The organism is Acinetobacter sp. FDAARGOS_515, assembly GCF_003938865.1.
Taxonomy (GTDB): domain Bacteria; phylum Pseudomonadota; class Gammaproteobacteria; order Pseudomonadales; family Moraxellaceae; genus Acinetobacter; species Acinetobacter ursingii.
Genome location: NZ_RKIX01000003.1, coordinates 889,988 through 913,410 on the forward strand (window position 1 = coordinate 889,988; position 23,423 = coordinate 913,410).

A 23,423-nucleotide genomic window follows, 5' to 3' on the forward strand; every position below is an offset into this window, starting at 1 on the left:
ATGAAAAAAAAGAGTGCTTTACTGGAACGCTGGTTTCCTCATCCGTTGGTTTCAGTCATTGTGGGTTTGAGCTGGATCATGCTGGCACATAGCGTTTCAGCTGATAACATTCTGATTGCCGTTATTCTGGCAATTCTGATTCCTCGTTTGGTACAGCCCTTTATTACCCGTACCCCGCACATTCACTGGAGACAAGCGATTCATCTGTTTTTTGTGGTGCTTTGGGATATTGTTGTTTCCAATATTCGTGTCGCCAAATTGGTCCTCGGGCCTACAGATCGGTTACATCCTAAATGGTATCGTGTACCTTTGGAAACCCAACATGAACAAGTCAATAGTATCTTGGCGATGATTATTACCACCACACCCGGTACAGTGTCTGCGGGCATCGATCAGGAACGTGGTGATATTTTGGTTCATTCACTTAGTACTGACAATGAAGAAATGGATATTCAGGACATCAAATCACGCTATGAAGCGCCATTGATGGCAATTTTTGATGTAAAAGCTGATAAAGGAGGAGAAGCATGATTATCTTACCTTACGCTTTGGGCATTTGTATGGTTGCCATTACCATTTCAATGTTTCTTTGTCTGATTCGGCTTGTAATCGGTCCATCAATTGTAGATCGATTGCTGGCCTTAGATACTCTATTTCTCAATGCGACCTGTTTGGTCGTAGTTTTGGGGATTTACTGGACCAGTACCAATTTATTTGAAGGGGCGCTTTTGATCGCCATGCTCGGTTTTGTATCCACCGCAGCGTTGGCACGTTATTTCACTACGGGTCATGTGATCGATTAAGGAGATGCTCATGCAATTGATTATGGAAATTCTAGTTTCATTCTTTCTGTTGGTCGGTGCATTCTTCATGTTAGTCGGTGGGATCGGCATGATTCGACTTCCAGACTTATTTATGCGCCTACATGCGCCGACGAAATCCAGTACACTGGGTTTAGGTAGCTTCTTGTTGGCCTCTATTATTTATTCAGCATTTCATGGGCGGTTTGGTTTTTCAGAATTGTTAATTACCTTGCTGGCGTTTATCACTGCACCAGTTTCGGCAAATTTGATGGCACAAGCCGCATTGCATTTACGTTTACGTTCCATGAGTGGTGAAGTCCCTGAAGCCCTCAATCGCCCTTTACCGTGGGATCGTTATTCCTTTTTAAATCGTAGAAGAAATAGTACGCTGGACTCTCATTCAGAGCCACCGAAAGAGTAAAATTTAATATCATAAAAAATGCCACCCGAAGGTGGCATTTTTTATGTATTCAGATTTACTGCTCTGAATCATCTTCTTTTTTATGCTCAGGCAAATCCTGTACTGCTTTCTCAATCAGACCAAACATATAGTTGCCATAGGCATTGGTCTTGTCATAATGAAAACGCAAACGCGGTGTAATACGCGTTTTAATACGACGACTGAGTTCCTGACGCAAAAATCCAGACGCTTTATTTAAAATATCTAGCGTTTCCTGATGAGCGATTTCATTTTGGTCATCTGCCAGTTCACGTCCCATCACAGTGACATAAACATCTGCATATCCCAAATCTGGACTCACCTTAACGCCTGAGATGGTCACCAGACCACCCAGACGCGGATCTTTCAACTCTTGACGGATTAACTCTGACAACTCACGTTGTACCGAATCCGCCATGCGTTTCAAGCGTTGTCCACCCGCCATTAAAGACTCCGTTTCACCATTTGAACATCATACACTTCGATCTTATCGAGTGGTTTGATGTCATTATAACCTTTAACCGCAAGACCACATTCCATGCCTGCGCGAACTTCATCTACTACATCTTTATAGCGACGTAACGATTCAAGCTCACCCTGGAAGACCACTACGTCATCACGAAGGACACGGATTGGTTTATTACGGTGAATGACACCTTCCATCACCATACAGCCCGCAGCTGCACCGAACTTACTAGAACGGAACACTTCACGAACCTGAGCCACACCCAGAATCGTTTCACGATGTTCAGGCGCAAGCTTACCGCTCATCGCATTCTTCACATCATCAATCAATTCATAAATGATGCTGTAGTAACGAATGTCGATACCATCCTGATCGCTCTTCTGACGCGCAGTCGTATCAGCACGGACGTTAAATCCGAGCAATACTGCTTCTGATGATTCAGCCAGTGTAACATCAGATTCAGTGATTGCACCGACACCTGAACTAATCACACGTACTTTCACTTCTTCAGTTGAAAGCTCATCCAAAGCAACCGTCAAGGCTTCTAACGTACCGCGAACATCTGCTTTTAAGATAACGTTCACTGCTGGTACATCTTTTTTGCCCATAGAGGCCATGATATTTTCAAGACGCATCGCACTTTGACGATCAATCCGTTTTTGACGCTCACGGTCTGCACGAGCATCCGCCACTTCACGTGCTTTTTTCTCGTCATTGACAACAAGAACTTCATCACCTGCCATTGGCGCATCAGGTAAACCTAAAATTTCGACTGGAATCGATGGCCCTGCCGATTTAATTGGTTGACCATTTTCATCCGACATGGCACGTACACGACCATAAGATGAACCTGCAAGAACAAGATCACCAATATTCAATGTACCGTTTTGTACCAGAATCGAAGTCACTGCACCGCGACCTTTGTCAACACGTGCTTCGATCACGACACCTTGAGCCGCGCCTTCGCTTGATGCTTTCAATTCCATCAATTCAGCTTGAATCAAGATTAAGTCAAGTAATTCATCGATGCCTTGACCCGAGTGTGCCGAAACCATCGCGATTGGAACATCACCGCCCCATTGTTCAGGTACGATCTGCTTAGTTGTTAATTCATTCAATACGCGATCTGGGTCAGCCGATTCTTTATCCATCTTGTTGATAGCAACAATAATCGGTGTACCCGCTGCACGTGCATGGTCAATGGCTTCTGCTGTTTGTGGCATCACACCATCATCCGCCGCAACCACCAATACCACGATATCCGTTGCTTTAGCACCACGTGAACGCATCGCAGTAAATGCTGCGTGTCCCGGTGTATCAAGGAAAGTAATAATTCCTTTATCGGTCTCAACGTGATATGCACCAATATGCTGAGTAATACCACCTGCTTCGCCTGCTGCTACTTTAGAGCGACGGATACGATCCAGTAATGACGTCTTACCGTGGTCAACGTGACCCATGATTGTGACGACTGGAGGACGAGTGGTTTGCTCACCACGTGCTTCTTCAGCAGCGACAAGTAAGTTATCTTCGGCTTGTGTATCAGAAACCAAAACAGGGTTATGTCCCATTTCCTCGACCACGAGTACCGCAGTATCTTGATCAATCGCTTGGTTTTGAGTCACAAGCTCACCCATTTTCATGAGGGTCTTAATCACTTCGCGAACTTTAATCGCCATCTTTTGTGCTAAATCAGCAACAACGATTTTTTCACCAATCTCAACATCATAAATTTGCTTTTTAACAGGTTTTTCAAAACCGTGTTTATTCGCCTGACTGGTTTTTAAGCCGCGCTTATGATGGCTTTTGCTAAAGCTTTGTTCCGCTTGTGCATCACCACCACGACCGCCTTTTTTACCCGCACGTGGATTTGCAGTAGCACCACCACGTTTGATTTCACGGTCTTCTTTATTGAAAGAATCTTCGTATGCTTGACCGACAAGTCCAGCAGCCAAAGGTGAATCATCAATCACACGAATGGTCGTCGTTGCATCATCATTTGAATATTTCGATGCCATTTGACGCATTTGCTCAAGTGTACGCTGTTGCGCTTCTTCAGCTGCTTTACGACGAACTGCTTCTTCCGTTGCTTTCAACTTCGCAGACTCAGCTTCACGCGCTTTTTTCTGTTCAGGCGTTTCTGTTGGTTTTACAACAATCGGCTTAATCGGCTTATTGGTTGAACGACGCTTCACCACAACTTCTGTGGTCGAAGTTTCCGCTTTTACTGTTTCTTTTTTCTGAGCAGCGCGCATTGCATCCAATGTGGCTTGTGCTTTGTTTTCAGCTTTTACTTGAGGCTGCTGCGCAGTTTGCTGGCTTACTTTTTCATCAGTACGCACTTTCGCTTCCGCATCAACACGCGCTTTCGCTTCTGCTGCAATCTGTTCAGGGTTTGGCTTGGTAAACGTATGTTTCTTACGAACTTCTACATTAATCGTTTTTGCCTTACCTGAAGTACTCGCGACTTTCGCTGTACTGGTTGTTTTACGTTTCAACGTGATTTTTCCTGCGCCACTGGCATCCTGACCGTGTACCTTTTTCAAATGGTTCACAAGCGTATCTTGTTGCTCAGTGGTAATAGTGTCATTTGCGTTACGCTGTGGTAGACCTGCTTCACGAACCTGTTCTAGAAGCTTGTCGACAGGACGACCAACTGTTTGAGCCAAGTCTTGAATCGTTTTGTCTGTCATACGCTACTCCTTAGTTAAACCATGATTCGCGTGCTTTCATAATGAGCTGACCCGCTTTTTCATCACCAAGCCCGTCAATATCAGAGATATCGTCGGTTGCCTGATCGGCCAAATCATCGACTGTAATCACACCACGCGCTGCAAGGGCATAAGCAAGCTCCTGAGTCATTCCTTCAATTTCCAGAAGTTCTGCACTTGGTTCCTGAATATTTTCTTGCTGTTTTAATGCATCTGTTAATGCAGCTTCTTTTGCACGACTTTGTAATAACTCAACCAAATCTGCATCAAGTTCAATTTCGTCAAAAGTTTCAGCTGGTACATAGGCAATTTCTTCAAGTGAAGTAAAGCCCATTTCAACCAATGCCATTGCCAAATCTTCTTCAATATCCAGACGTTCTACAAACATATCCAGATATTGCTGTGCTTCATTTTGCTGACGTGCACGGTATTCATCTTCTAGCATCATGTCGAGTTTATAACCCGTCAATTCAGATGCCAAACGTACGTTTTGTCCTTGAGAACCAATCGCACGCGCCAATTGATCATTGGTTGCAAAAATGATATCAGCACTACGTGCATCTTCATCCAGTACAATCCCTGATACATCAGCAGGCTCTAAAGCACTAGCAATATACTGTGCTGGATCATCCGACCACACCACAACATCGATGCGCTCACCATTGAGCTCCGACTGTACTGCCTGAATACGCGTACCACGCATACCAATACAAGCACCGACTGGATCAATACGGTGATCATTAGTTTTTACAGCAATTTTAGCACGCACACCTGGCTGACGCGCTGCTGCTTTAATTTCGATGATTTCTTCAGAAATTTCTGGAATTTCCTTTTTCATCAAAGCAATCAGCATTTCAGGTTTCGCACGCGACAATAACAATTGCGCGCCACGACCTTCACGGTTGACATTATATAAAATCGCATTCATACGCTGCTTAGGACGAAGTAATTCTTTAGGAATCATTTCTTCACGTGCCAAATACGCTTCTGCATTATCACCCAAATCAATGATAAAACCGTCTTTGGTTTGCTTTTTCACTTCACCATAGATCAATTCACCAACTTTGGCTTCATAGGCATCTGCCACCAAAGCACGTTCAGCTTCACGAATTTTCTGGACAATGACTTGCTTGGCAATCTGCGCTGCGATACGACCAAACTCGATCGATTCAACCTCAAGTTCACGGATATCGCCAATGGACCATTGTGCAGGATCCACATCAGAAATCGCATCCTGACAGGCTGGCATTTCATGATCTTCATCAGCAACCACTTCCCATTGACGGAAAGTACGATAATCGCCAGTCTTACGGTCAATTTCAACACGTAACTGTGCTTCTTCAGAGTGTGTGCCTTCGTAAAATTTCTTCTTCGTTGCAGCAACCAGTGCCTGTTCTAATGCTTCGAAGATCGCTTCACGACTAACACCTTTTTCATTACTAACCGTTTCAACAACGGTAAGAATTTCACGGCTCATAAGTCACCTACAGATTCTTATAAATTTAAATGAATTTAGTCCTGATAGATCAAATTTGCTTTATCAATATTATGACTATCAATTTCAAGCACATGGTTGCCTTCAACTTCCACTTGAATGACTTCATTTTCAAGATCAACGCTGAGCAATTTTGCCTGGAACTTACGACGATTTTCAACCGCAGTAATCAGTCGTAATGCAACTTGCTGCCCAAGATATGCAGGCATTTGTTCAAGCTGAAAAAACGGACGATCCCAACCTGGAGATGATACTTCAAGTGCATATTCACCAGAAATTGGATCATGAACATCTAACATTGCGCCGACTTGTTGGGTGACCAGCACACAGTCTTGTACACCAATTCCACGACCCTGTTCCAGTTCACCCTCTTCATTGATGACTGGTTCAGCATTATCATCGATCGCTTTATCGATATAGATACGCAGTAAGGAACGCTTCCCTTGAGGAATAAATTCAATTCCCCATAGATCAACATTGCAGGCTTGCACTGCGGGTGCAATTAAATCATGCAGTGCTTGAGTTTTATTTGATAGCTTCATTTACTCTCGTCATTCTCGCGCGGTTCAATTGGCACATAGCCAATTCAGACTAATCTATAGTGAAGCATGACTATTTCACCTTTACGACATCTTATGTCTTGTGTCACCGCTACACGATAGCCAATAAAAAAGGGCGTTAAATCGCCCCTATATTTTACACAGAAAACTATAGCTCACTGTGCAAAAAGGCCCACCTATTTGTGAGCCCTCTTAGAAACTTGGTAGCGGGAGCTGGATTTGAACCAACGACCTTCGGGTTATGAGCCCGACGAGCTACCAGACTGCTCCATCCCGCATCAACGTGCAAACATTATATACAATTATTAGAAAAAGTCAATTTCAATAATTGCCGACTAAGTTGTTGCCCTTAGTCATTTAAAGATGTAGTGAAGCTAGATTCAACAAATTTCAATACACTTTAAAAAAAGTGGTAGCGGGAGCTGGATTTGAACCAACGACCTTCGGGTTATGAGCCCGACGAGCTACCAGACTGCTCCATCCCGCATCAACATCACTGCGACACCAACTTTCTTTCTGGATCAAGTTGGTGCGGAAGGGGGGACTTGAACCCCCACGCCCGAAGGCACTACCACCTCAAGGTAGCGTGTCTACCAATTCCACCACCACCGCAGCTTGTGGGAGGCATTCTATTCGCTTCAATCGTAAAAAGAAAGCGTTAATTTGAATTATTGACTCGTTTTAGGTGCAGTTGGTGAAGTTTCAGGCGAAGTTGATTGCTGAACTGGTGCAGTTTGTACAGATTGTAAGCTATAGGCTTCTGTGGTTTGTTTCTTGGCAAAAACCGCAAGAGTCAAACTGGTAATAAAAAACAAAGCTGTACAGATAGCCGTTAAACGCGTCAGAAAGTTACCCGAGCCTGAAGCACCAAATACTGTTGCCGCACCACCACCGCCAAATGAGGCACCTGCATCTGCACCTTTACCATGCTGAACCAGCACCAGTGCAATAATCAGAATGGCGAGAATAATGTGTACCACCAGCACAAACGTATGCATGCTGAACTCCTATTGTTTTGATTGGGCAAATGCCTGAGCAATTTGATAAAACGATTGGGCATTAAGCGATGCACCGCCAACCAATGCACCATTAATATCTGGGCAAGCTGCCAACTCTACCGCATTCTCAGGTTTAACACTACCACCATATAACAAGGCAATCTGTGCGCCATGTGCGGTAATCTGAGATAAACCTTCACGAATTTTGGCATGCATCGTCTGTGCATCTTGCGGTGAAGCAGTTTTACCCGTACCGATTGCCCAAATTGGCTCGTAAGCAATCACGATTTGTTTTAACCATTGTTCAGCATTTACAACACTGGCGATATCACAAATTTGCTGTAAAACAACTTGTTCTGCCAAGCCTTGTTCACGCTGTTCAAGGCTTTCACCCACACAGTAAATGACAGTCATACCTGCCTGAAGTGCATTGTGGAGTTTGGCTTTTAAAATTTCAACTGAATCACCCAACAAGTCACGACGTTCAGAGTGACCAATCAAGACGTATTGAATTTGGCTATCAACTAAAAGTTCAGCACTGACTTCACCCGTATAAGCTCCCGTTCCTGCAAAACGGGAAATATCCTGTGCGACAGTATAAATGGCGCGTGGCGCTGCATTTAAAGCTTGAAAGGTACGATCCAATGCGATCGATGTAGGTGCAACTCCAATATGGCAGGCATTTGCCTCTATTGGAGATTGTGCCAATAAATTGATAAGTTGTTGAATGAGTTGTGTGGCATCAGATTGTATTGGGTTCATTTTCCAATTGCCAACCACCCAAGGAATAATTGTCGAACCCGACATACTGCTACCCTTTTATCGAAAATGCTGCATATTCTACACGTATTTTAGACAAACTTAGAATGTTTTCTTTTGGCAATAGATACAAAAGCAGTTAAAAATAAATGCATTCTAAAACGCCAAATGCATGGAGGCTGTAAAAAAATGGACTAAAAAATCGACCAGTTCAAATTTTAGACCGTGAATACGCTAGAAAATGCATTTTAATAGGTAGTAATTTTCCACAACAAAAGTATAATTTTTACCATATCAATTATAAACATATTGCAATAAGGCAGACGGATGTCAGTATTACAAGCATCTCCAAAATTTTCGGGGTTCATTCGGCGAATAGTCGAAGACGGGCGTGTAAGCGCAGCAACCATGCAAACTGCGATCGATACGGCAAAAAAATCGAAGCAGGATATCGTTGCCTACATGATTGAGCATTTGGGGATTTCAGCCTTAACTCTTGCTGAAACCATTTCTATTGAATTTGGGGAACCACTTTTTGATTTGGCTGTTTACGATGCTGCATTATTACCACGCGACCTAGTAGATGAAAAACTGATTCAAAAGCATCATGTTGTTCCCCTCATGCATCGAGGTCATGTACTTTACCTCGCAACCAGTAATCCAACTAATATTGAAGCACTCGATGCGATTCGTTTTAACAGTAAGCTCAATATTGAGCCGATTATTGTTGAACATGACAAATTAACACGTTTATTGGAAAAGGAATTTGCCGAAAGCGATAATTTTGCATTCGATGGTGAAGACTTCGATATTGATGTCCATGTAGAAGAAGTCAATTCAGACGAAACAGATGATGAGCCCCCGCAGGCTGATGAAGCGCCAATTGTAAAATATATTAATAAATTATTGATTGATGCGATTCGTATGGATGCATCGGATTTGCATTTTGAACCGTATGAAAAAATGTATCGCGTGCGTTATCGTGTAGATGGAGTATTACGTCAGATCGCCAATCCTCCCCTCCAGTTAGCCACCCGAATTGCATCGCGCTTGAAAGTGATGTCACAAATGGATATTTCAGAAAAGCGTGTTCCACAAGATGGTCGTATCAAACTTAAACTTTCTAAGACTAAAGCCATTGATTTTCGTGTGAACTCTTTACCTACTTTGTTTGGTGAAAAGCTGGTACTGCGTATTTTAGATCCGTCTAGTGCTATGTTGGGTATCGATGCGCTGGGTTATGAAGAAGAACAAAAAGCGCTATTTATGGATGCGCTGGACAAACCACAGGGAATGCTGCTGATTACTGGGCCAACAGGTTCTGGTAAAACTGTTTCACTTTATACAGGCCTGAATATTCTAAACACTGAAAATTCTAATATTTCAACTGCTGAAGACCCTGTGGAAATTAACCTTGAAGGGATTAATCAGGTGAATGTAAATCCTAAAGTAGGCTTGACCTTTGCCGCTGCGCTAAAATCTTTTTTACGTCAGGATCCTGACATTATCATGGTGGGTGAGATTCGTGATCTGGAAACAGCAGAAATCGCAATCAAGGCCGCACAAACGGGCCACATGGTCATGTCTACGCTGCATACTAACAGTGCGCCAGAAACATTAACGCGTTTACGTAATATGGGTGTACCCTCATTTAATATTGCAACATCAGTTAATCTAGTGATTGCACAACGTCTGGCACGACGCTTATGTGGTCAATGTAAACAAGCGGTGGACATTCCTAGAAACAGTTTGCTAGAAATGGGATTTACCGAACAAGATTTAGTACATCCTGACTTTCAGATTTATCAACCTGTCGGTTGTTCTGAATGTCGTGAAGGTTATAAAGGTCGTGTCGGGATTTACGAAGTCATGAAAGTCACACCTGAAATTTCGAAAATTATTATGGAAGATGGCAATGCACTTGAAATTGCAGCGGCATCGGAAAAACTGGGGTTTAATAATCTTCGTCGTTCAGGTCTTAAAAAGGTGATGCAAGGGGTCACTTCTTTACAGGAAGTCAACCGCGTCACCAGTGAATAAAAGCAGATTCTAAAAATAAGGACAGCACAATGGCAGTCAAAAAAGCGCAAATGATGCCAACTTTTGCTTATGAAGGGGTTGACCGTAAAGGGGTCAAAATCAAAGGTGAACTACCAGCGCGAAATATGGCGTTGGCAAAAGTTACCTTACGCAAACAAGGCGTTACCATCAAGACGATTCGGGAGAAACGTAAGAATATTCTGGAGGGGCTATTTAAGAAAAAAGTCACTACACTAGATATTACCATTTTCACCCGACAACTCGCGACCATGATGAAAGCAGGTGTACCGTTGGTACAAGGTTTTGAAATTGTAGCAGAAGGTTTAGAAAACCCTTCGATGCGCGATGTCGTCCTAGGCTTAAAAAATGAAGTAGAAGGTGGTAATACTTTTGCAGGTGCACTACGCAAATATCCACAATACTTTGATAATCTTTTTTGCTCACTGGTGGAGTCAGGCGAACAATCGGGCGCACTCGAGACCATGCTTGATCGTGTCGCGATCTATAAGGAAAAAAGTGAGCTTTTAAAACAGAAAATCAAAAAAGCCATGAAATACCCGATTACTGTCATTGTTGTTGCACTCATTGTCACAATTATTTTGATGGTAAAAGTCGTCCCCGTCTTTCAGGATTTATTTAGCTCATTTGGCGCAGAACTTCCTGCTTTTACCCAGATGGTGGTGAATATGTCAAAATGGATGCAATCCTACTGGTTCATTCTAATTATTGTGATCGGGGTACTGATTGCTGGATTTCTGGAAGCCAAAAAACGTAGTAAAAAGTTCCGCGATAGTCTAGATAAACTGGCCCTAAAACTCCCGATTTTTGGTGATCTGGTTTATAAAGCCATTATTGCGCGTTATAGCCGTACTCTAGCAACGACTTTTGCTGCGGGTGTTCCATTGATTGATGCTTTAGAGTCTACTGCTGGTGCCACCAATAATGTGGTCTATGAAGAAGCGGTCATGAAAATTCGTGAAGATGTCGCTACAGGACAACAACTGCAATTTGCCATGCGTGTATCTAACCGTTTTCCATCTATGGCGATACAAATGGTGGCTATTGGTGAAGAGTCTGGCGCATTGGATGCCATGCTCGACAAAGTTGCCACGCATTATGAAAATGAAGTCGACAATGCTGTAGACGGACTCACTTCAATGATGGAACCTTTGATCATGGCAATTCTTGGCGTGCTAGTCGGTGGCTTAGTCATTGCCATGTATCTTCCAATTTTCCAGATGGGTTCAGTGGTTTAATGTCCGAAATTCTTAATTATTTTATCCAAACCCCAACTGCGCTTTATCTTGCAGTTGGGCTTTTTAGTTTGTGTGTCGGTAGTTTTCTCAATGTCGTAATTTATCGCACGCCTAAAATGATGGAACAGGAATGGCACACTGAGTGTCAAATGTTGTTACATCCTGATCAAGCGATCATTGATCAAGATAAACTGACATTAAGTTCACCACCTTCAACCTGCCCCAAATGCCATAGCCGTATTCGTTGGTATCAAAATATTCCATTGCTCAGTTGGCTATTTTTAAAAGGTAGATGTAACCATTGTCAAAATCCGATTAGCATCCGTTATCCTTTGGTTGAACTGCTCACGATGCTATGTTCACTGATGATCGTAGCTGTCTTTGGGCCTAGCCTTCAAATGCTGTTTGGTCTGGTTTTAACTTGGGTGCTTATTGCCCTCACGTTTATTGATTTTGATACTCAACTGTTGCCCGATCGTTTTACTCTGCCGCTAGCAGCATTAGGTCTAGGGGTTAATAGCTATAGTCTTTATGTCTCACCAACCGCCTCGATTTGGGGCTATCTGATTGGTTTTTTATGCCTGTGGATTGTCTATTATTTATTTAAAATCATCACAGGTAAAGAAGGGATGGGCTATGGCGATTTTAAGTTACTTGCTGCTCTCGGCGCATGGATGGGACCTTTGATGCTTCCACTGATTGTGCTACTTTCTTCACTGGTCGGTGCGATTATAGGGATTATTTTACTCAAAATTCGTAAAGAAAATCAGCCATTTGCCTTTGGCCCTTATATCGCCATTGCTGGATGGATCGCCTTTTTATGGGGTGAGCAAATTATGAAAGTTTATCTGGGAGGCTAATGATGAGTTTCATACTTGGTTTAACAGGTGGCATTGGTAGTGGCAAGTCCGCTGCAAGTCAATGGTTTGAAACTCAAGGGATTACTGTGGTGGATGCCGATATCGTGGCCAGAGAAGTGGTTGAAATTGGGCAACCCGTACTAAAGAAAATTCATGACAGCTTTGGTGATTGGGTACTCAGTCCTGATGGTAGTCTAAATCGCCGAGCGTTAAGAGAGCATATTTTTCAGAATCCTTCTGCACGCCATCAATTAGAACAGATGACTCACCCTGCTATTCGCCAATCTATTATTCAGCAATTACAGAATGCGACCAGCCCTTATGTGATCTTGGTTTCACCATTATTGTTTGAAACAGATCAACATCAACTCACTGATCGTACTTTGCTGATCGATGCCAGTGAAGCTATTCAGATCGAGCGAGCCAGTCAACGTGATGGTCAAGATTCAGAACAAATTAAAAAAATTATTGCTGCACAAATGCCACGTGAGCAAAAGCGCAAGATCGCAGATGATATCGTGATCAATGATGGGCATCTAGATCATCTATATCAACAGCTTGCAAAGCTACATCAGAACTATTTAGAACGTTCCTGATCCTTTTGGCGTTGCAGTTGTACCGTCAATGTATCTTTAAAACGCCAACGCCACGGTTGTAAAGCACCGATTCCCATCCCAATAAGACCACATACAATCGCAAGACTTAAAGGTTCACCCAATAATGGCACAGCAATCACTGCGGCAATAAAAGGTGCAAGTGTGACGATGCTGCCTGTTTTAAATGCACCTAAACGCTCAATCGCCGCGACATAGGTAATGGTGGCAACAATCACCACAAAGACTCCGTGGAATAAACCTTGAATCGCTAAATGTAATGGCTCAACCTCATGATAATGTTTAGGAAGAAATAGTAGGTAGATTGGTAAATAAATAATGGCTGACCAAATCGCGACGCTCGCCATCGAATGCCATGCAGAAAGCTTCCACTGTTTCAATAAAACAGTAAAAATACCCCACCAGATTGCACTCATCACAAATAAAATATCGCCTAGACCAAAATGAGACTGTTGATCCCGCGACATCAAATAGCTCATCAGTGCAATTGCAGCTAACATAATCCCGACACTCCACCATGTGTGCCGATCAAAAGGTTGTTTGAATAGTAAATAAGCTGCAAGCGCAGTACACAAAGGAATGCAACCATTTAAAAAGATTGCTGCATGCGCCGCAGGGGCGTAAAGAAAGGCGCTATACGCCGTAAGGCAATAACCCACTCCACCAATTAAAGCCAAAATCACCGACTGCTTTGTGCATAAAAAAGCCAAATCTTTTTTATAAATTAAAATCGGCATTAAAATTACAAATGCAATGGCAAAACGCAGTGCGGTAATATCCCATGCACTGATATGCCAGTGTGCATTTAAACGGGAGAAAATAGTAAAACCGCCCCAGATGCACATTGTAATGGCAATAAAAACATAGCCTTGGGCTCGCGGAGACATAGCGTTCTTCTTTAAAACATCAGATCAGCTTAAAATGATTTTATGCAGGATGACGTTGGCGACTTGCTTCATAGAGTGCCATACCTGTTGCTACACTCACATTTAAACTTTGCAGGTTGCCGCTCATTGGAATATAAACGGTTTGATCACATTGTGACTGAGTTATTGGACGCAGTCCTGTATCTTCAGCACCCATCACAATCACCACTCCTCCTGTTAAATCACACTTCTGGATCGGCAGCGCTTTTTCATCCAGCATAGTCCCAATGACGCGCAAAAAGAACTGTTCTTTGACGTGCGCTAATGTTCTCGCCAGATTGGTCACCTGAATAAATTTGACCTTTTCTGCACCACCTGCCGCAACTTTTCGAGCAGTTGGCGTTAAACCAGCGGAGCGATCACGCGGAACCACGACCGCTTGTACGCCCATTGCCGCGGCAGTACGAATACAGGCACCCAGATTATGTGGATCTGTGACTTGATCTAATGCTAAAAGTAATGCATCTGGCGTGGCTTGCAAGAGTTGATCCAGATCTTTTTCATTTAAGGTGGGATGTGGACGGACGGCTGCCACCACGCCTTGATGAAAAGGCATGCCTGCCAATTTTTCTAAACTGTCACGACTGGCTTTTTGCACACTAATCCCAAAAGGTTCAGCCAGCTCCAGAATCTTCTGTAAGCGTTGGTCATCCCGTCCTTTTAAGGTAAATAACGTCAAGACGCGTTCAGGTTCAAGTTCAAGCAATGATTCAACCGAATGTACGCCATAATAATATTCTGGTTTTGCCATGCCTGACCTCTATCTCAACTTTATTTAACTCAAAATAAAAATCCCGTAAAGCCAACTTCACAGGATTTCTTGATTTACTCATCTATGCGGCTAGTTTAACCGATTTTCAGGCAAACAGGTTAACCTTCTAAATGGCAAACGTAATCGAGCACATCATCTGTCTCAATTTTAAATAAACTATTGCCTGGGACATAAAATGACTGCCCTGCACGAAATAATTCGCTTTCTGTACTGTCGGCAATTTTAACACGGCATTCACCCGAAATAATTTCCATACGTTCAGGCACATGCGTTTCAAAAGTTAAGGCCTGTTCACTTGGTAAAATTACGCCAAGTGTCTTTTTTGTTCCATCTTCAAATTGAACCGTATGGCTAATGCACAAACCGCCAAAATAAACATTTGATTTTTTTACTACCGTTACATGATCAAACTGAGCTGAACTCATGCGTAACTCTCCAATTTCGCCGTATTTGTATTAGGGGTGATGACTGACGTAGTTTAATTCTGGGCAAATAACTAATCAATCTCTTTTATCTAGAGTCTGCTATCCAAGCAAATTTTATACCTGTCTCATTTTTTTATTTATTCTATATCCATACATGAAGTCAGTTGCTTATTGTGTTCTGTTCATCATTCAATAGACTTCTTTCATACTTGTTTAAACCCTTTCTATTTTTGCATCATATATAGAGAAAAATAAAGAATTTATGCAAGAGATCTAATAAAGCTGACATCTAAATTTGTTTTGATTATTTTACTTTGAAAACAAGACATTCTCATGACAATTTCGTCATATATGAACTGAAATTACACGGCATTTCTATTCAGCCTAAATCTTGCTACACTGCATCAAGCATAAGATTTACTGATGGCTTTTATTCAGTTCATAGCTTGTGGCAACGATAAAACTTCTCTATCTTAAACAAAAAAGACTGACGCTCTGGACGCGTGTATGCTGACTCATTTAACACTGATTAACTTTGCACTTGCTGATCATCTTGTACTTGATATTGAACAGGGATTTAATGTCTTAACAGGTGAAACTGGTGCAGGTAAATCCTTGCTACTCGACGCACTGTCTGCCTGCTTAGGTGAACGTACAGATACCAACTATGTGCGTTATGGCGCGGAAAAAGCCGATATTACGGCAAGCTTTAGCTATCAACCACAAAGTCCAGAATCACAGTGGCTTAAAGAACATGAGATGGATGAGGATACGGGTGAAATTCACTTGCGCCGTGTCATTTTTGCCACAGGTCGCAGTAAAGCATGGATTAATGGTCGTCCAAGCAGCCTATCGGAACTCAAAGAAATTGGCCGTTTGCTGGTACAGTTGTATAGCCAACATAGCCAGCAACAGTTGCTTGAACCACCCTATCCTAAGCACTGGCTAGATCGTTATCGTAATTTTTATCAGCCTGCACAAGAGGTCAAAGAGGCTTATCAAAATTGGCAAGCCACAATTCGCCAACATCAATCAGCACTAGATGCTCAGGCAACTCGTCAGCAGCGCATTCAAACACTGCAACTACAATTAGAAGAAATTGAAGAGATTGTTCAAACGGATTATCAAGAAATTGAACAGGAGTTCGATCGACTGAGTCATCATGAACATATCATGCAGGACTGTGCGTATAGTTTAAATGCGCTAGATGAAGCTGAACCAAGTATTAATCAGGAACTGGCGTCTATTTTAAGACGCATTGAAACGCATTCGGGTCGTAGCGAGCAGCTTTCTGAGATTTATAATTCGATCGTCAATGCACAAAGTGAGTTGGACGATGCAACCGCCAATCTACGTCAATTTATGGATCGTCAAAGTTTTGATCCCGAACGAATGGAAGAATTAAATACAACTTTGGAAGTGTTTCATCGTCTGGCTCGTAAATATCGTCTTCAACCTGAAGAGCTCAAACAAGAATATGAACACTGGCAACTTGAGCTAGAAAAGTTACATCAGCTTGAAGATCCAGAAACCCTAGCCGAACAAGTCGAAATAGCTCATCAGATCTTTTTGGAAAAAGCACAACATCTGGATCAAATTCGTCGCGATGCCGCCACTCCATTGGCCAAACAACTGACGGAACAAGTTAAACCACTGGCGCTGCCTGAAGCGCATTTTGAGTTTAAGTTTGAACCTTTAGAACAACCGAATGCTGAAGGTCTAAGCTTTATTCAGCTTTTATTTACTGCAAATAAGGGGATGCCACCACAGCCTTTGGCGCGCGTTGCTTCGGGTGGTGAATTATCGCGTATCGCGCTGGTCATGCAGGTGATGAACGCTGAAAAAACCGAAGCAGAAACGCTGGTGTTTGATGAAATTGATGTCGGGATCAGTGGCGGTACAGCCGAAGTCGTGGGTCGCTTACTGGCAGATTTAGCGCAGCACGTGCAACTGCTGTGTATTACCCATCAACCTCAGGTTGCGGCACAGTCTGATCAACATTTACTGGTCAAAAAACAGCAGACTGATCCGGCCAGCAGTACCATTATTGAGCTTGATGAACCTCAACGGGTGCTTGAGCTTGCCCGAATGTCAGGCGGGGTTGAAATTAATGAGACGACCCTGCAACATGCCAAACAATTACGCCAGCTCAAATTTCAACACAGTTAAATCCTTTCAAAGCCAGTTTCCTGTCTTGATCGCCAATTATTTTTCTGCAATAAATCACTGAAAAATGATTGGCGAAATCCATTTACTCTTGTATGTTGATAAGAACATCCTATATCAATACAAAAGCGACCACGTTTTAAGGAGAACCGCTTAGGTGACCAAACAATATTTGACACACCGTTGTCTGATTGCTCCTCCAGAAATGGCCGATGATTTTTTTGCGAATACCGTAATTTATTTAGCACGTCACGATGAAGAAGGCGCACAGGGTTTAATTATCAATCGTCCGTCTGGGATTCAAGTCAAAGAATTACTCAATGATCTGGATATTGATGCTGACCATGTGCAACCTCATGAAGTGCTACAGGGCGGGCCATTACGCCCAGAAGCTGGATTTGTGTTACATACTGGACAGCCAACGTGGCATTCCTCAATCGCGGTCGGTGAAAACCTGTGTATTACGACCAGTAAAGATATTTTAGATGCGATTGCACATAACGAAGGTGTTGGTCGTTACCAGATCGCACTGGGCTATGCCAGTTGGAGCAAAAACCAGCTCGAAGATGAAATTTCACGGGGAGACTGGCTCGTGTGTGATTCCGATATGGATTTGATCTTTAATTTGCCTTATGACGCACGTTGGGACGCTGCCTATAAAAAGCTAGGCGTTGACCGCACATGGCTTTCTTCCGAGATTGGTCATGCCTGAAATGCCAAGCATGCAAATGATTATGGCCTTTGACTTTGGTACGCAAAAGATGGGAATGGCTGTCGGTCAATCTACGATCGAAAGTGCCAATCCATTAGCCTTATTTCCCATGAAAGATGGAATTCCTGACTGGAATCAATTGCTCAAAATTGTCAAAGAATGGCAGCCGAACCTATTTCTGGTCGGCTTACCATTAAATATGGATGATTCTGAATCCGAACTTTCGACCCGAGCGCGTAAATTTGCACGGCGCTTACGTCATCAAACCAATATTGAAACCTGGATGGTGGATGAACGTTTAACCACACGTGAAGCACGTGATGAATTAGAGTCTTATCATGATCAGGGACGTGGTAAGCGTCTTTCGGCAGATAGCTTAGCCGCAGCTCTTTTGATTCAGAGTTGGTATCATCATCCTCAAGGGATTCAACCCTAAAAAAATGGCTGATCAACATCAGCCTTTTTTCAAGTCAACGATATTTTTATGTAGACTTTAATTTTCGATCCGCACTGTTGCTGTACGACCCGCTACAAATGCCAACGCATTTTTTGGTGTTTCATCTAATACAATCTTAACCGGTACACGCTGCGCTAAACGTACCCAAGTAAAGGTCGGATTCACATTGGCGAGTAACGTTGAACTACTTGAACGTTCGCGGTCTTCAATCCCGCTGGCAATCCCTTGTACATGCCCACGGATTTTTTGTGAATCACCCATCAATTGAATCGTGGCTTTATCTCCCACGTGAATGTGATTGAGTTTGGTTTCTTCAAAGTAACCCACCACATAAAGCTGCTCACGATCAACCAGTGCCGCAACTGCATCACCAATTTTGACATAATTACCAACACGCAAGCTGAAGTTGGACAATGTACCATCCGCAGGCGCAACCACCTCTGAACGTTTTAAATTCAGCAATGCCAGATTGAGCGCACTTTGAGACACTTCGATTAGCGCATGTTGCTGTTTAATGGTCGCCTGTGCCTGTTCAATCGAGGCGGTCATTTGCGCATCTTCAGCTTTGGATTGATCACGTGTCGCATACATTTGATCTTGTTCCTGCTTGGAAATCGCACCATCCATCAGGTTTGAATAACGTTCTGCATTTTTTTCAGCTAACTGCGTATTGGCACGAGATTTTTCCAGATTGGCTTTGGCTGCAATCGCATTGGCTTCTGCTTGAGCCAGCCCCGCTTTGGCTTTGGCCAGATCAGAACGTGCCTGTTCGACATCGAGTTGCTGACGTGCGATATCAATTCGAAATAAGGGCTGTCCTTTTTTGACGGTCTGGTTATCTTGCACCAACACCTCGGTCACCAAACCCGACACATCAGACGAAACCTGAATCACATCACCACGAACTCGCCCATCACGTGTCCACGGTGCGGAGTTATAGTAATTCCACAAATGAACGATCACAAAAATCGCGAGTATTGCGATCACCAGTGTGACCAACGGACGGACAATTTTCCGTGCATCAAAAGAATTCATGTTGCTTACCTTAAATTTCGCCTTAAACTTTCGTTAAAACTGATGTGAATCACGTCATAGAACGTACATTGATTTTAGATCCGGTTGAGATCTTAGGTCTGAATCGCCAAAAATATCCAGTGTACGAGCATCAACATCAACACATATAGACTTAAATTAAAAATGCCTGGAAATCCAATCCATCCCGCAGCAATCCATCGATTGCTCACCAAAGTCACGAGCTTGAAGAATAAATAGGCCAAAATCGCCTGAATCAGCAATGTCGGCACATAAACGCCATATAGATTGAACTCACCCATGCACAGCTCCATCTAACGCTTGATGGTCTTCGCCATTTTTTTGTACATGGAAAATGCTACTACGAATATTATTCATACTCATTTGAATCCGATGTTTCACTTCAATATCTGGTTCATTGAGCACCAGTGTTTCAATATAGTCCATTTGCGCCAATACTTTATCTTTTAGGACCGTATTCAACGCAATATGCTTTTCCTGATCACGAAAACTAGCTTCCAACAACTGTTGTAAATGCTTTAATGCCTGTTTTAGCTCGGGCAAGGTTTTACTATTTTGGCTTAACTCGGCAATCCGACTGAGATTAACCACCGCACTGGTTTCAATCAGTGCCAGATTCATAGCATGCTTTAACTCATCAGACTGAACCAGCTTGGTATTTAACACCCCGATCCGATCCAGCATACTGCGTAAATGAATGCGAAACGCTGAACCATAGGGAATATACAACGCTTCCTTTAAGGCGCGATAATGTAAACTCAAAATACGACGAGCACTGGTTTCAGGCGACATAGCACGAATAAAATAAATCGCCAAAATAGAAATAATGGGTCCAACTACGCCCGCCATTGCGGTATCCATCAAGATAACCGCATCCATCGCATAGCGGTTTTGCAAATTCAAACTCATAATAAAGTTAATCAGCATCGGCAATGCCAACATCATCAACATCGGTGTAGGGAACATGCTGGCCAGATAAATCACCAACGGAGCCAAGACCACAGCTAACTGCCAAAATGCGTGAACTTGCGGCATGATGGTAAACGCATAGATGATGGTCAGGATTGCAGCGTAAACCGAGCCACGAATAAACGTCTTTAATGCTGGAATCGGATTATCCATTGTAGACAAAATACAGGCACTGACCGCAGTTAATTGCGCCATCATATATCCCGCATGCCACCCCGTATAAATCCAGAGTAAAAATGACGTCGCTGTTGCAACGGCAGCAGCAATCGAACTACGCACTGCAATACCATGATCGCGATGTAGACTCGGATATTGTGTGGTAATGGTGGCAATCGTATCTGGAATACGCTTTTCACCTTTATTGATCAGTTGCCAAAGTAACTTCACCGCCATCACATTTTGAATAAAATGACGGATATCCATTTTTAAGGCATCCAGCATAATTTCTTGTTGTGGCTGACTAAGTACCAATAAATGTTCAAAATCGGATTCAAACTCTGGCGGTAATTGATTCAATTCAGATTCGTGGATATCGGTCTGCGCACGTAAGAAACTGACAACATGCTGATGCAGTTGCTCTAAGCCTAAACGATAATGTTGATCAATTTGATCCAATTGAAAAATACGTTCTGACATTGACACCAGATTAGCAACCACCATGGTTTCCTGATGCAGTAATTCCTGTATCGGCTTGGTCATACCATGCAATTCGCCACTTTCATAGGCCAGATGTACCGCGAGGCCGTGAATATCGGTCGTATCGCGGGCAATATGCCCCAAAAGTTGAGTATAACTCTGGCTGTGCTGCTGATCGGTTAAAATACTGGCAAAGACATCACGCGTATCATCCAGCGTTTTTTGAACACGTTGCTGAAGTTGTGCGCCCAAGTGTGCAGGGAAAATGGTTGCAGAAACAACCGCACTACAGATCACCGCAATAGAAATTTCCAGTACCCGACTTAAGGCCATATCAAACACACTATGGCTATCAATATTATAAATTGAGCTACAGGCAATCATGACCGTGGTATAACCCGCCAACATAAATACATAACTTCGCGGGGTACGATCCAGCAAGGAAATATATAAACATACGCCTACCCATATCGACAAAATACAGGTAAACAGAATGGGCATATCAATTAGACGCGGGGTAAAGAAAATCGCCAGAATACCGCCCAGAATCGTTCCAGTAAGACGATACAAGGCTTTGGATGAGACCATACCTGCATAAGGCTGGGCAATGATAATCACCGTACCTGCTGCCCACATGGGATAAGTTAAATCCAGTACAAATGCGGTATACAAAGCAAGCATCATCGCGATAAAGGTTTTGACCGCAAAAATCAAATCCATGCGCGATGGTCTAAACGCCAGTATCTGTTTAAATAACATGAATTGATCTCAAAACCAGTATTCCCTAGTGAGTGCTTGATCTATACGCATAATCCATCGATGTCATGCTTTTTTTCAATCGCACAACAGCCGCAATCTGCTGTAAATGTTGGTTTACACTCAGTTCAGAAAGATCATTTTATAATCAGATTATCGCTTAACAAGCGTTTAGAACTACGGCTTTTATCTGTTGTTGTAAAAGGCAGTCAAAACATTGGTTAAGGATGAACCACAGATGGATGAAAAAATTTCACAGCGTGCATTTGACTTGATGAAAACTTCTTCATTGGATATTTTATTTGGATAATTTTGGCAAAAAAACAAAAAATAGTCAACAAAATATCTTATTATGATAATTAATTGTATTTTAAGCTTGGTTCAGCGTTGTTTTTTGATGAGATCAATTAATTAGCGTCGACTAATTTAGACTGCAAGGTGTGTCGCAATTTGTTATAACAGATAATTCCGCACGTGTTTCTGATGGTTCTTTAGCAAAGTAGGTAATCATGGCGCTTTCAAGCTTTGGCAAAATTTTAACGGTTCTGGATTTATTTTCGGTATCACGGCCTGTGATTAATGTCGATCATATTTGCGATGAGCTAGGTCTGTCCAAACCGACCAGCTATCGTTATTTAAAAGAACTGGTTTCTGCCGATATTCTACAGCGCATCAGCGGTACATCAGGTGATTACACCCTCGGTTCAAAAATTGCAGTCTTGGACTATATCTCGCGCACCACTGACCCACTGGTGCAAATCAGCAGTCCGTTTATGAAGGATATCGCAGAACGCACCGAATTATGTTGTTTGTTAACCCATCTCAATCGTGATTATTGTATTGATTTGCATCATGAAGTGTTTCGCAATACAGACCTGCTGTCCTATGGGCGCGGTTGTCCACGACCAGTATACATGGGTTCGTCACCTAAAGTGATTATTGCCCAGCTCCCAAAACGCCAAATTCAGGATTATTATCAACGTTTTGCAACACAACTGGCTGAGGTTGGGTTTGCGCAGGATGAAGACAGTTTTCTGGCTCGTATGAAAAAAATAAAAAAACAAGGGTTTTATTTATCTCACGGCGAACTTGATCCTAATGTTTCAGGTTTATCTGTGCCGATTAAACTGTCCACCAATAAAGAGTCGCCTTTGGCACTCACCATTGTGGCCTCAAAAAATCGTTTTGAATTTATTCATATCGAGAAATTGATTGAAATTTTAAAAAGTAATGCTGCTCAAATTGAACATAAGTTTCTGACGCTTTCACAAAATGAACGAAACCCAGTCAATAGCTTGATTTAACACGATATGAAAATTTCATTTATTTTTCATAGCAGCGATGTTTGAAATTTCAATCAAATTCTCATATAATGAAATTGTTCTTCATTAAAGCTTAATTTTCCATGAAATTAAGTTGTTTTCATCCGAAGACACTCCTCCTCAGAGTAAAAAGCTCATGTTGATCTCATGAGCTTTTTTCTTGTTACATAACACCCTCTTGAACATCTTATTTTTGCTTTTTAGACTGAAGCTAATGTAGATTGACTC

The 23,423-nt window shown here is 42.6% G+C and carries 23 protein-coding genes and 3 tRNA genes; 11 read left to right on the forward strand and 15 right to left on the reverse strand.

Features of this window, described 5'->3' with window-relative positions; translation table 11 throughout:
* Genes EGS47_RS05665 through EGS47_RS05675 form a run of 3 tightly spaced genes read left to right on the forward strand, consistent with a single transcriptional unit; the run spans position 1 to position 1,224 of the window.
* A complete protein-coding gene (locus tag EGS47_RS05665; RefSeq protein WP_004991643.1) occupies positions 1-531 on the forward strand; it encodes a Na+/H+ antiporter subunit E in 531 nt (176 codons plus the stop codon).
* Positions 528-803, forward strand: coding sequence for a monovalent cation/H+ antiporter subunit F (locus EGS47_RS05670; RefSeq protein ID WP_004991646.1), 276 nt, complete (start codon positions 528-530; stop codon positions 801-803). The genes EGS47_RS05665 and EGS47_RS05670 overlap by 4 nt, the downstream gene beginning before the upstream one ends.
* Before the next feature lie 10 nt (positions 804-813).
* Complete coding sequence (locus EGS47_RS05675) at positions 814-1,224, forward strand: Na+/H+ antiporter subunit G (protein ID WP_004991649.1); 411 nt, start codon at positions 814-816, stop codon at positions 1,222-1,224.
* Positions 1,225-1,279: 55 nt separating this feature from the next.
* On the opposite strand, the gene EGS47_RS05680 is transcribed toward EGS47_RS05675, so the two are convergent.
* The 9 genes from EGS47_RS05680 to tpiA form a co-directional block, all read right to left on the reverse strand.
* Entirely contained in the window at positions 1,280-1,687 is a 408-nt protein-coding gene (locus EGS47_RS05680; RefSeq protein WP_004991652.1) for a ribosome-binding factor A, read from the reverse strand.
* Positions 1,687-4,401 carry a translation initiation factor IF-2 gene (gene infB / locus EGS47_RS05685; RefSeq protein WP_125269305.1) on the reverse strand — a complete coding sequence of 905 codons (2,715 nt, stop codon included), beginning with the start codon at positions 4,399-4,401 and terminating at the stop codon, positions 1,687-1,689. The genes EGS47_RS05680 and infB overlap by 1 nt, the downstream gene beginning before the upstream one ends.
* A gap of 10 nt (positions 4,402-4,411) precedes the next feature.
* Complete coding sequence (gene nusA / locus EGS47_RS05690; RefSeq protein ID WP_125269306.1) at positions 4,412-5,896, reverse strand: transcription termination factor NusA; 1,485 nt, start codon at positions 5,894-5,896, stop codon at positions 4,412-4,414.
* A gap of 35 nt (positions 5,897-5,931) precedes the next feature.
* Positions 5,932-6,456, reverse strand: coding sequence for a ribosome maturation factor RimP (gene rimP, locus EGS47_RS05695; protein ID WP_004991666.1), 525 nt, complete (start codon positions 6,454-6,456; stop codon positions 5,932-5,934).
* 219 nt (positions 6,457-6,675) lie between these two features.
* Positions 6,676-6,752 (reverse strand) — tRNA-Met (locus tag EGS47_RS05700).
* A gap of 132 nt (positions 6,753-6,884) precedes the next feature.
* Positions 6,885-6,961 (reverse strand) — tRNA-Met (locus EGS47_RS05705).
* Between the two features lie 40 nt (positions 6,962-7,001).
* Positions 7,002-7,086, reverse strand: a tRNA-Leu gene (locus tag EGS47_RS05710).
* A gap of 56 nt (positions 7,087-7,142) precedes the next feature.
* Positions 7,143-7,472, reverse strand: a complete 330-nt coding sequence (gene secG / locus EGS47_RS05715) for a preprotein translocase subunit SecG (RefSeq protein WP_125269307.1) — start codon at positions 7,470-7,472, stop codon at positions 7,143-7,145.
* Positions 7,473-7,481: 9 nt separating this feature from the next.
* Positions 7,482-8,279 carry a triose-phosphate isomerase gene (tpiA, locus tag EGS47_RS05720; protein ID WP_125269308.1) on the reverse strand — a complete coding sequence of 266 codons (798 nt, stop codon included), beginning with the start codon at positions 8,277-8,279 and terminating at the stop codon, positions 7,482-7,484.
* 279 nt (positions 8,280-8,558) lie between these two features.
* On the opposite strand from tpiA, the gene pilB reads away from it, so the two are divergent.
* Genes pilB through coaE form a run of 4 tightly spaced genes read left to right on the forward strand, consistent with a single transcriptional unit; the run spans position 8,559 to position 12,983 of the window.
* A complete protein-coding gene (pilB, locus tag EGS47_RS05725) occupies positions 8,559-10,271 on the forward strand; it encodes a type IV-A pilus assembly ATPase PilB (RefSeq protein ID WP_125269309.1) in 1,713 nt (570 codons plus the stop codon).
* Between the two features lie 29 nt (positions 10,272-10,300).
* A complete protein-coding gene (locus EGS47_RS05730; RefSeq protein ID WP_125269310.1) occupies positions 10,301-11,527 on the forward strand; it encodes a type II secretion system F family protein in 1,227 nt (408 codons plus the stop codon).
* Positions 11,527-12,387, forward strand: a complete 861-nt coding sequence (locus tag EGS47_RS05735; protein WP_125269311.1) for a prepilin peptidase — start codon at positions 11,527-11,529, stop codon at positions 12,385-12,387. Before EGS47_RS05730 ends, EGS47_RS05735 begins: the two co-directional genes overlap by 1 nt.
* A gap of 2 nt (positions 12,388-12,389) precedes the next feature.
* The gene (coaE, locus tag EGS47_RS05740; RefSeq protein WP_125269312.1) at positions 12,390-12,983 is read left to right on the forward strand and encodes a dephospho-CoA kinase; all 594 of its coding nucleotides are present in this window, start codon (positions 12,390-12,392) and stop codon (positions 12,981-12,983) included.
* Here coaE and EGS47_RS05745 read toward each other — a convergent pair.
* The 3 genes from EGS47_RS05745 to EGS47_RS05755 all read right to left on the reverse strand — a co-directional run bounded on the left by EGS47_RS05745 (position 12,965) and on the right by EGS47_RS05755 (position 15,124).
* Positions 12,965-13,888, reverse strand: a complete 924-nt coding sequence (locus EGS47_RS05745) for a DMT family transporter (protein WP_125269313.1) — start codon at positions 13,886-13,888, stop codon at positions 12,965-12,967. The two genes, coaE and EGS47_RS05745, sit on opposite strands and share 19 nt — an antisense overlap.
* A 40-nt stretch (positions 13,889-13,928) precedes the next feature.
* Positions 13,929-14,678, reverse strand: coding sequence for a 23S rRNA (guanosine(2251)-2'-O)-methyltransferase RlmB (gene rlmB / locus EGS47_RS05750; protein WP_004994270.1), 750 nt, complete (start codon positions 14,676-14,678; stop codon positions 13,929-13,931).
* Between the two features lie 119 nt (positions 14,679-14,797).
* Entirely contained in the window at positions 14,798-15,124 is a 327-nt protein-coding gene (locus tag EGS47_RS05755) for a pyrimidine/purine nucleoside phosphorylase (protein ID WP_004991681.1), read from the reverse strand.
* Positions 15,125-15,631: 507 nt separating this feature from the next.
* On the opposite strand from EGS47_RS05755, the gene recN reads away from it, so the two are divergent.
* The 3 genes from recN (at position 15,632) to ruvX (ending at position 18,438) form a co-directional block, all read left to right on the forward strand.
* The gene (gene recN / locus EGS47_RS05760) at positions 15,632-17,293 is read left to right on the forward strand and encodes a DNA repair protein RecN (RefSeq protein WP_125269314.1); all 1,662 of its coding nucleotides are present in this window, start codon (positions 15,632-15,634) and stop codon (positions 17,291-17,293) included.
* Between the two features lie 154 nt (positions 17,294-17,447).
* Positions 17,448-18,002 carry a YqgE/AlgH family protein gene (locus EGS47_RS05765; RefSeq protein WP_004991685.1) on the forward strand — a complete coding sequence of 185 codons (555 nt, stop codon included), beginning with the start codon at positions 17,448-17,450 and terminating at the stop codon, positions 18,000-18,002.
* Positions 17,995-18,438: a Holliday junction resolvase RuvX gene (gene ruvX, locus EGS47_RS05770; RefSeq protein WP_125269315.1), complete on the forward strand. Its 444-nt coding sequence runs from the start codon at positions 17,995-17,997 to the stop codon at positions 18,436-18,438. Before EGS47_RS05765 ends, ruvX begins: the two co-directional genes overlap by 8 nt.
* A 57-nt stretch (positions 18,439-18,495) precedes the next feature.
* Here ruvX and EGS47_RS05775 read toward each other — a convergent pair whose 3' ends face one another.
* The 3 genes from EGS47_RS05775 to EGS47_RS05785 form a co-directional block, all read right to left on the reverse strand.
* The gene (locus EGS47_RS05775) at positions 18,496-19,494 is read right to left on the reverse strand and encodes an HlyD family secretion protein (RefSeq protein ID WP_004991688.1); all 999 of its coding nucleotides are present in this window, start codon (positions 19,492-19,494) and stop codon (positions 18,496-18,498) included.
* A gap of 92 nt (positions 19,495-19,586) precedes the next feature.
* A complete protein-coding gene (locus EGS47_RS05780; RefSeq protein ID WP_004994275.1) occupies positions 19,587-19,793 on the reverse strand; it encodes a DUF1656 domain-containing protein in 207 nt (68 codons plus the stop codon).
* Complete coding sequence (locus EGS47_RS05785; protein ID WP_125269316.1) at positions 19,786-21,876, reverse strand: FUSC family protein; 2,091 nt, start codon at positions 21,874-21,876, stop codon at positions 19,786-19,788. Before EGS47_RS05785 ends, EGS47_RS05780 begins: the two co-directional genes overlap by 8 nt.
* 506 nt (positions 21,877-22,382) lie before the next feature.
* Between EGS47_RS05785 and EGS47_RS05790 the strand changes: the two genes are divergently transcribed.
* Positions 22,383-23,177, forward strand: coding sequence for an IclR family transcriptional regulator (locus EGS47_RS05790; RefSeq protein ID WP_004994279.1), 795 nt, complete (start codon positions 22,383-22,385; stop codon positions 23,175-23,177).
* Positions 23,178-23,423: the final 246 nt, after the last annotated feature.

Bases quoted from the DNA above. Each gene is read 5' to 3' on its own strand.
- infB (WP_125269305.1), bottom strand. From the start codon at position 4,401: ATGACAGACAAAACGATTCAAGACTTGGCTCAAACAGTTGGTCGTCCT.
- nusA (WP_125269306.1), bottom strand. From the start codon at position 5,896: ATGAGCCGTGAAATTCTTACCGTTGTTGAAACGGTTAGTAATGAAAAA.
- EGS47_RS05735 (WP_125269311.1), top strand. From the start codon at position 11,527: ATGTCCGAAATTCTTAATTATTTTATCCAAACCCCAACTGCGCTTTAT.
- EGS47_RS05745 (WP_125269313.1), bottom strand. From the start codon at position 13,888: ATGTCTCCGCGAGCCCAAGGCTATGTTTTTATTGCCATTACAATGTGC.
- EGS47_RS05675 (WP_004991649.1), top strand. From the start codon at position 814: ATGCAATTGATTATGGAAATTCTAGTTTCATTCTTTCTGTTGGTCGGT.
- rlmB (WP_004994270.1), bottom strand. From the start codon at position 14,678: ATGGCAAAACCAGAATATTATTATGGCGTACATTCGGTTGAATCATTG.
- EGS47_RS05790 (WP_004994279.1), top strand. From the start codon at position 22,383: ATGGCGCTTTCAAGCTTTGGCAAAATTTTAACGGTTCTGGATTTATTT.
- EGS47_RS05670 (WP_004991646.1), top strand. From the start codon at position 528: ATGATTATCTTACCTTACGCTTTGGGCATTTGTATGGTTGCCATTACC.
- EGS47_RS05665 (WP_004991643.1), top strand. From the start codon at position 1: ATGAAAAAAAAGAGTGCTTTACTGGAACGCTGGTTTCCTCATCCGTTG.
- EGS47_RS05755 (WP_004991681.1), bottom strand. From the start codon at position 15,124: ATGAGTTCAGCTCAGTTTGATCATGTAACGGTAGTAAAAAAATCAAAT.
- secG (WP_125269307.1), bottom strand. From the start codon at position 7,472: ATGCATACGTTTGTGCTGGTGGTACACATTATTCTCGCCATTCTGATT.
- pilB (WP_125269309.1), top strand. From the start codon at position 8,559: ATGTCAGTATTACAAGCATCTCCAAAATTTTCGGGGTTCATTCGGCGA.
- EGS47_RS05780 (WP_004994275.1), bottom strand. From the start codon at position 19,793: ATGGGTGAGTTCAATCTATATGGCGTTTATGTGCCGACATTGCTGATT.
- ruvX (WP_125269315.1), top strand. From the start codon at position 17,995: ATGCCTGAAATGCCAAGCATGCAAATGATTATGGCCTTTGACTTTGGT.
- rimP (WP_004991666.1), bottom strand. From the start codon at position 6,456: ATGAAGCTATCAAATAAAACTCAAGCACTGCATGATTTAATTGCACCC.
- EGS47_RS05730 (WP_125269310.1), top strand. From the start codon at position 10,301: ATGGCAGTCAAAAAAGCGCAAATGATGCCAACTTTTGCTTATGAAGGG.
- tpiA (WP_125269308.1), bottom strand. From the start codon at position 8,279: ATGTCGGGTTCGACAATTATTCCTTGGGTGGTTGGCAATTGGAAAATG.
- coaE (WP_125269312.1), top strand. From the start codon at position 12,390: ATGAGTTTCATACTTGGTTTAACAGGTGGCATTGGTAGTGGCAAGTCC.
- EGS47_RS05775 (WP_004991688.1), bottom strand. From the start codon at position 19,494: ATGAATTCTTTTGATGCACGGAAAATTGTCCGTCCGTTGGTCACACTG.
- recN (WP_125269314.1), top strand. From the start codon at position 15,632: ATGCTGACTCATTTAACACTGATTAACTTTGCACTTGCTGATCATCTT.
- EGS47_RS05680 (WP_004991652.1), bottom strand. From the start codon at position 1,687: ATGGCGGGTGGACAACGCTTGAAACGCATGGCGGATTCGGTACAACGT.
- EGS47_RS05785 (WP_125269316.1), bottom strand. From the start codon at position 21,876: ATGTTATTTAAACAGATACTGGCGTTTAGACCATCGCGCATGGATTTG.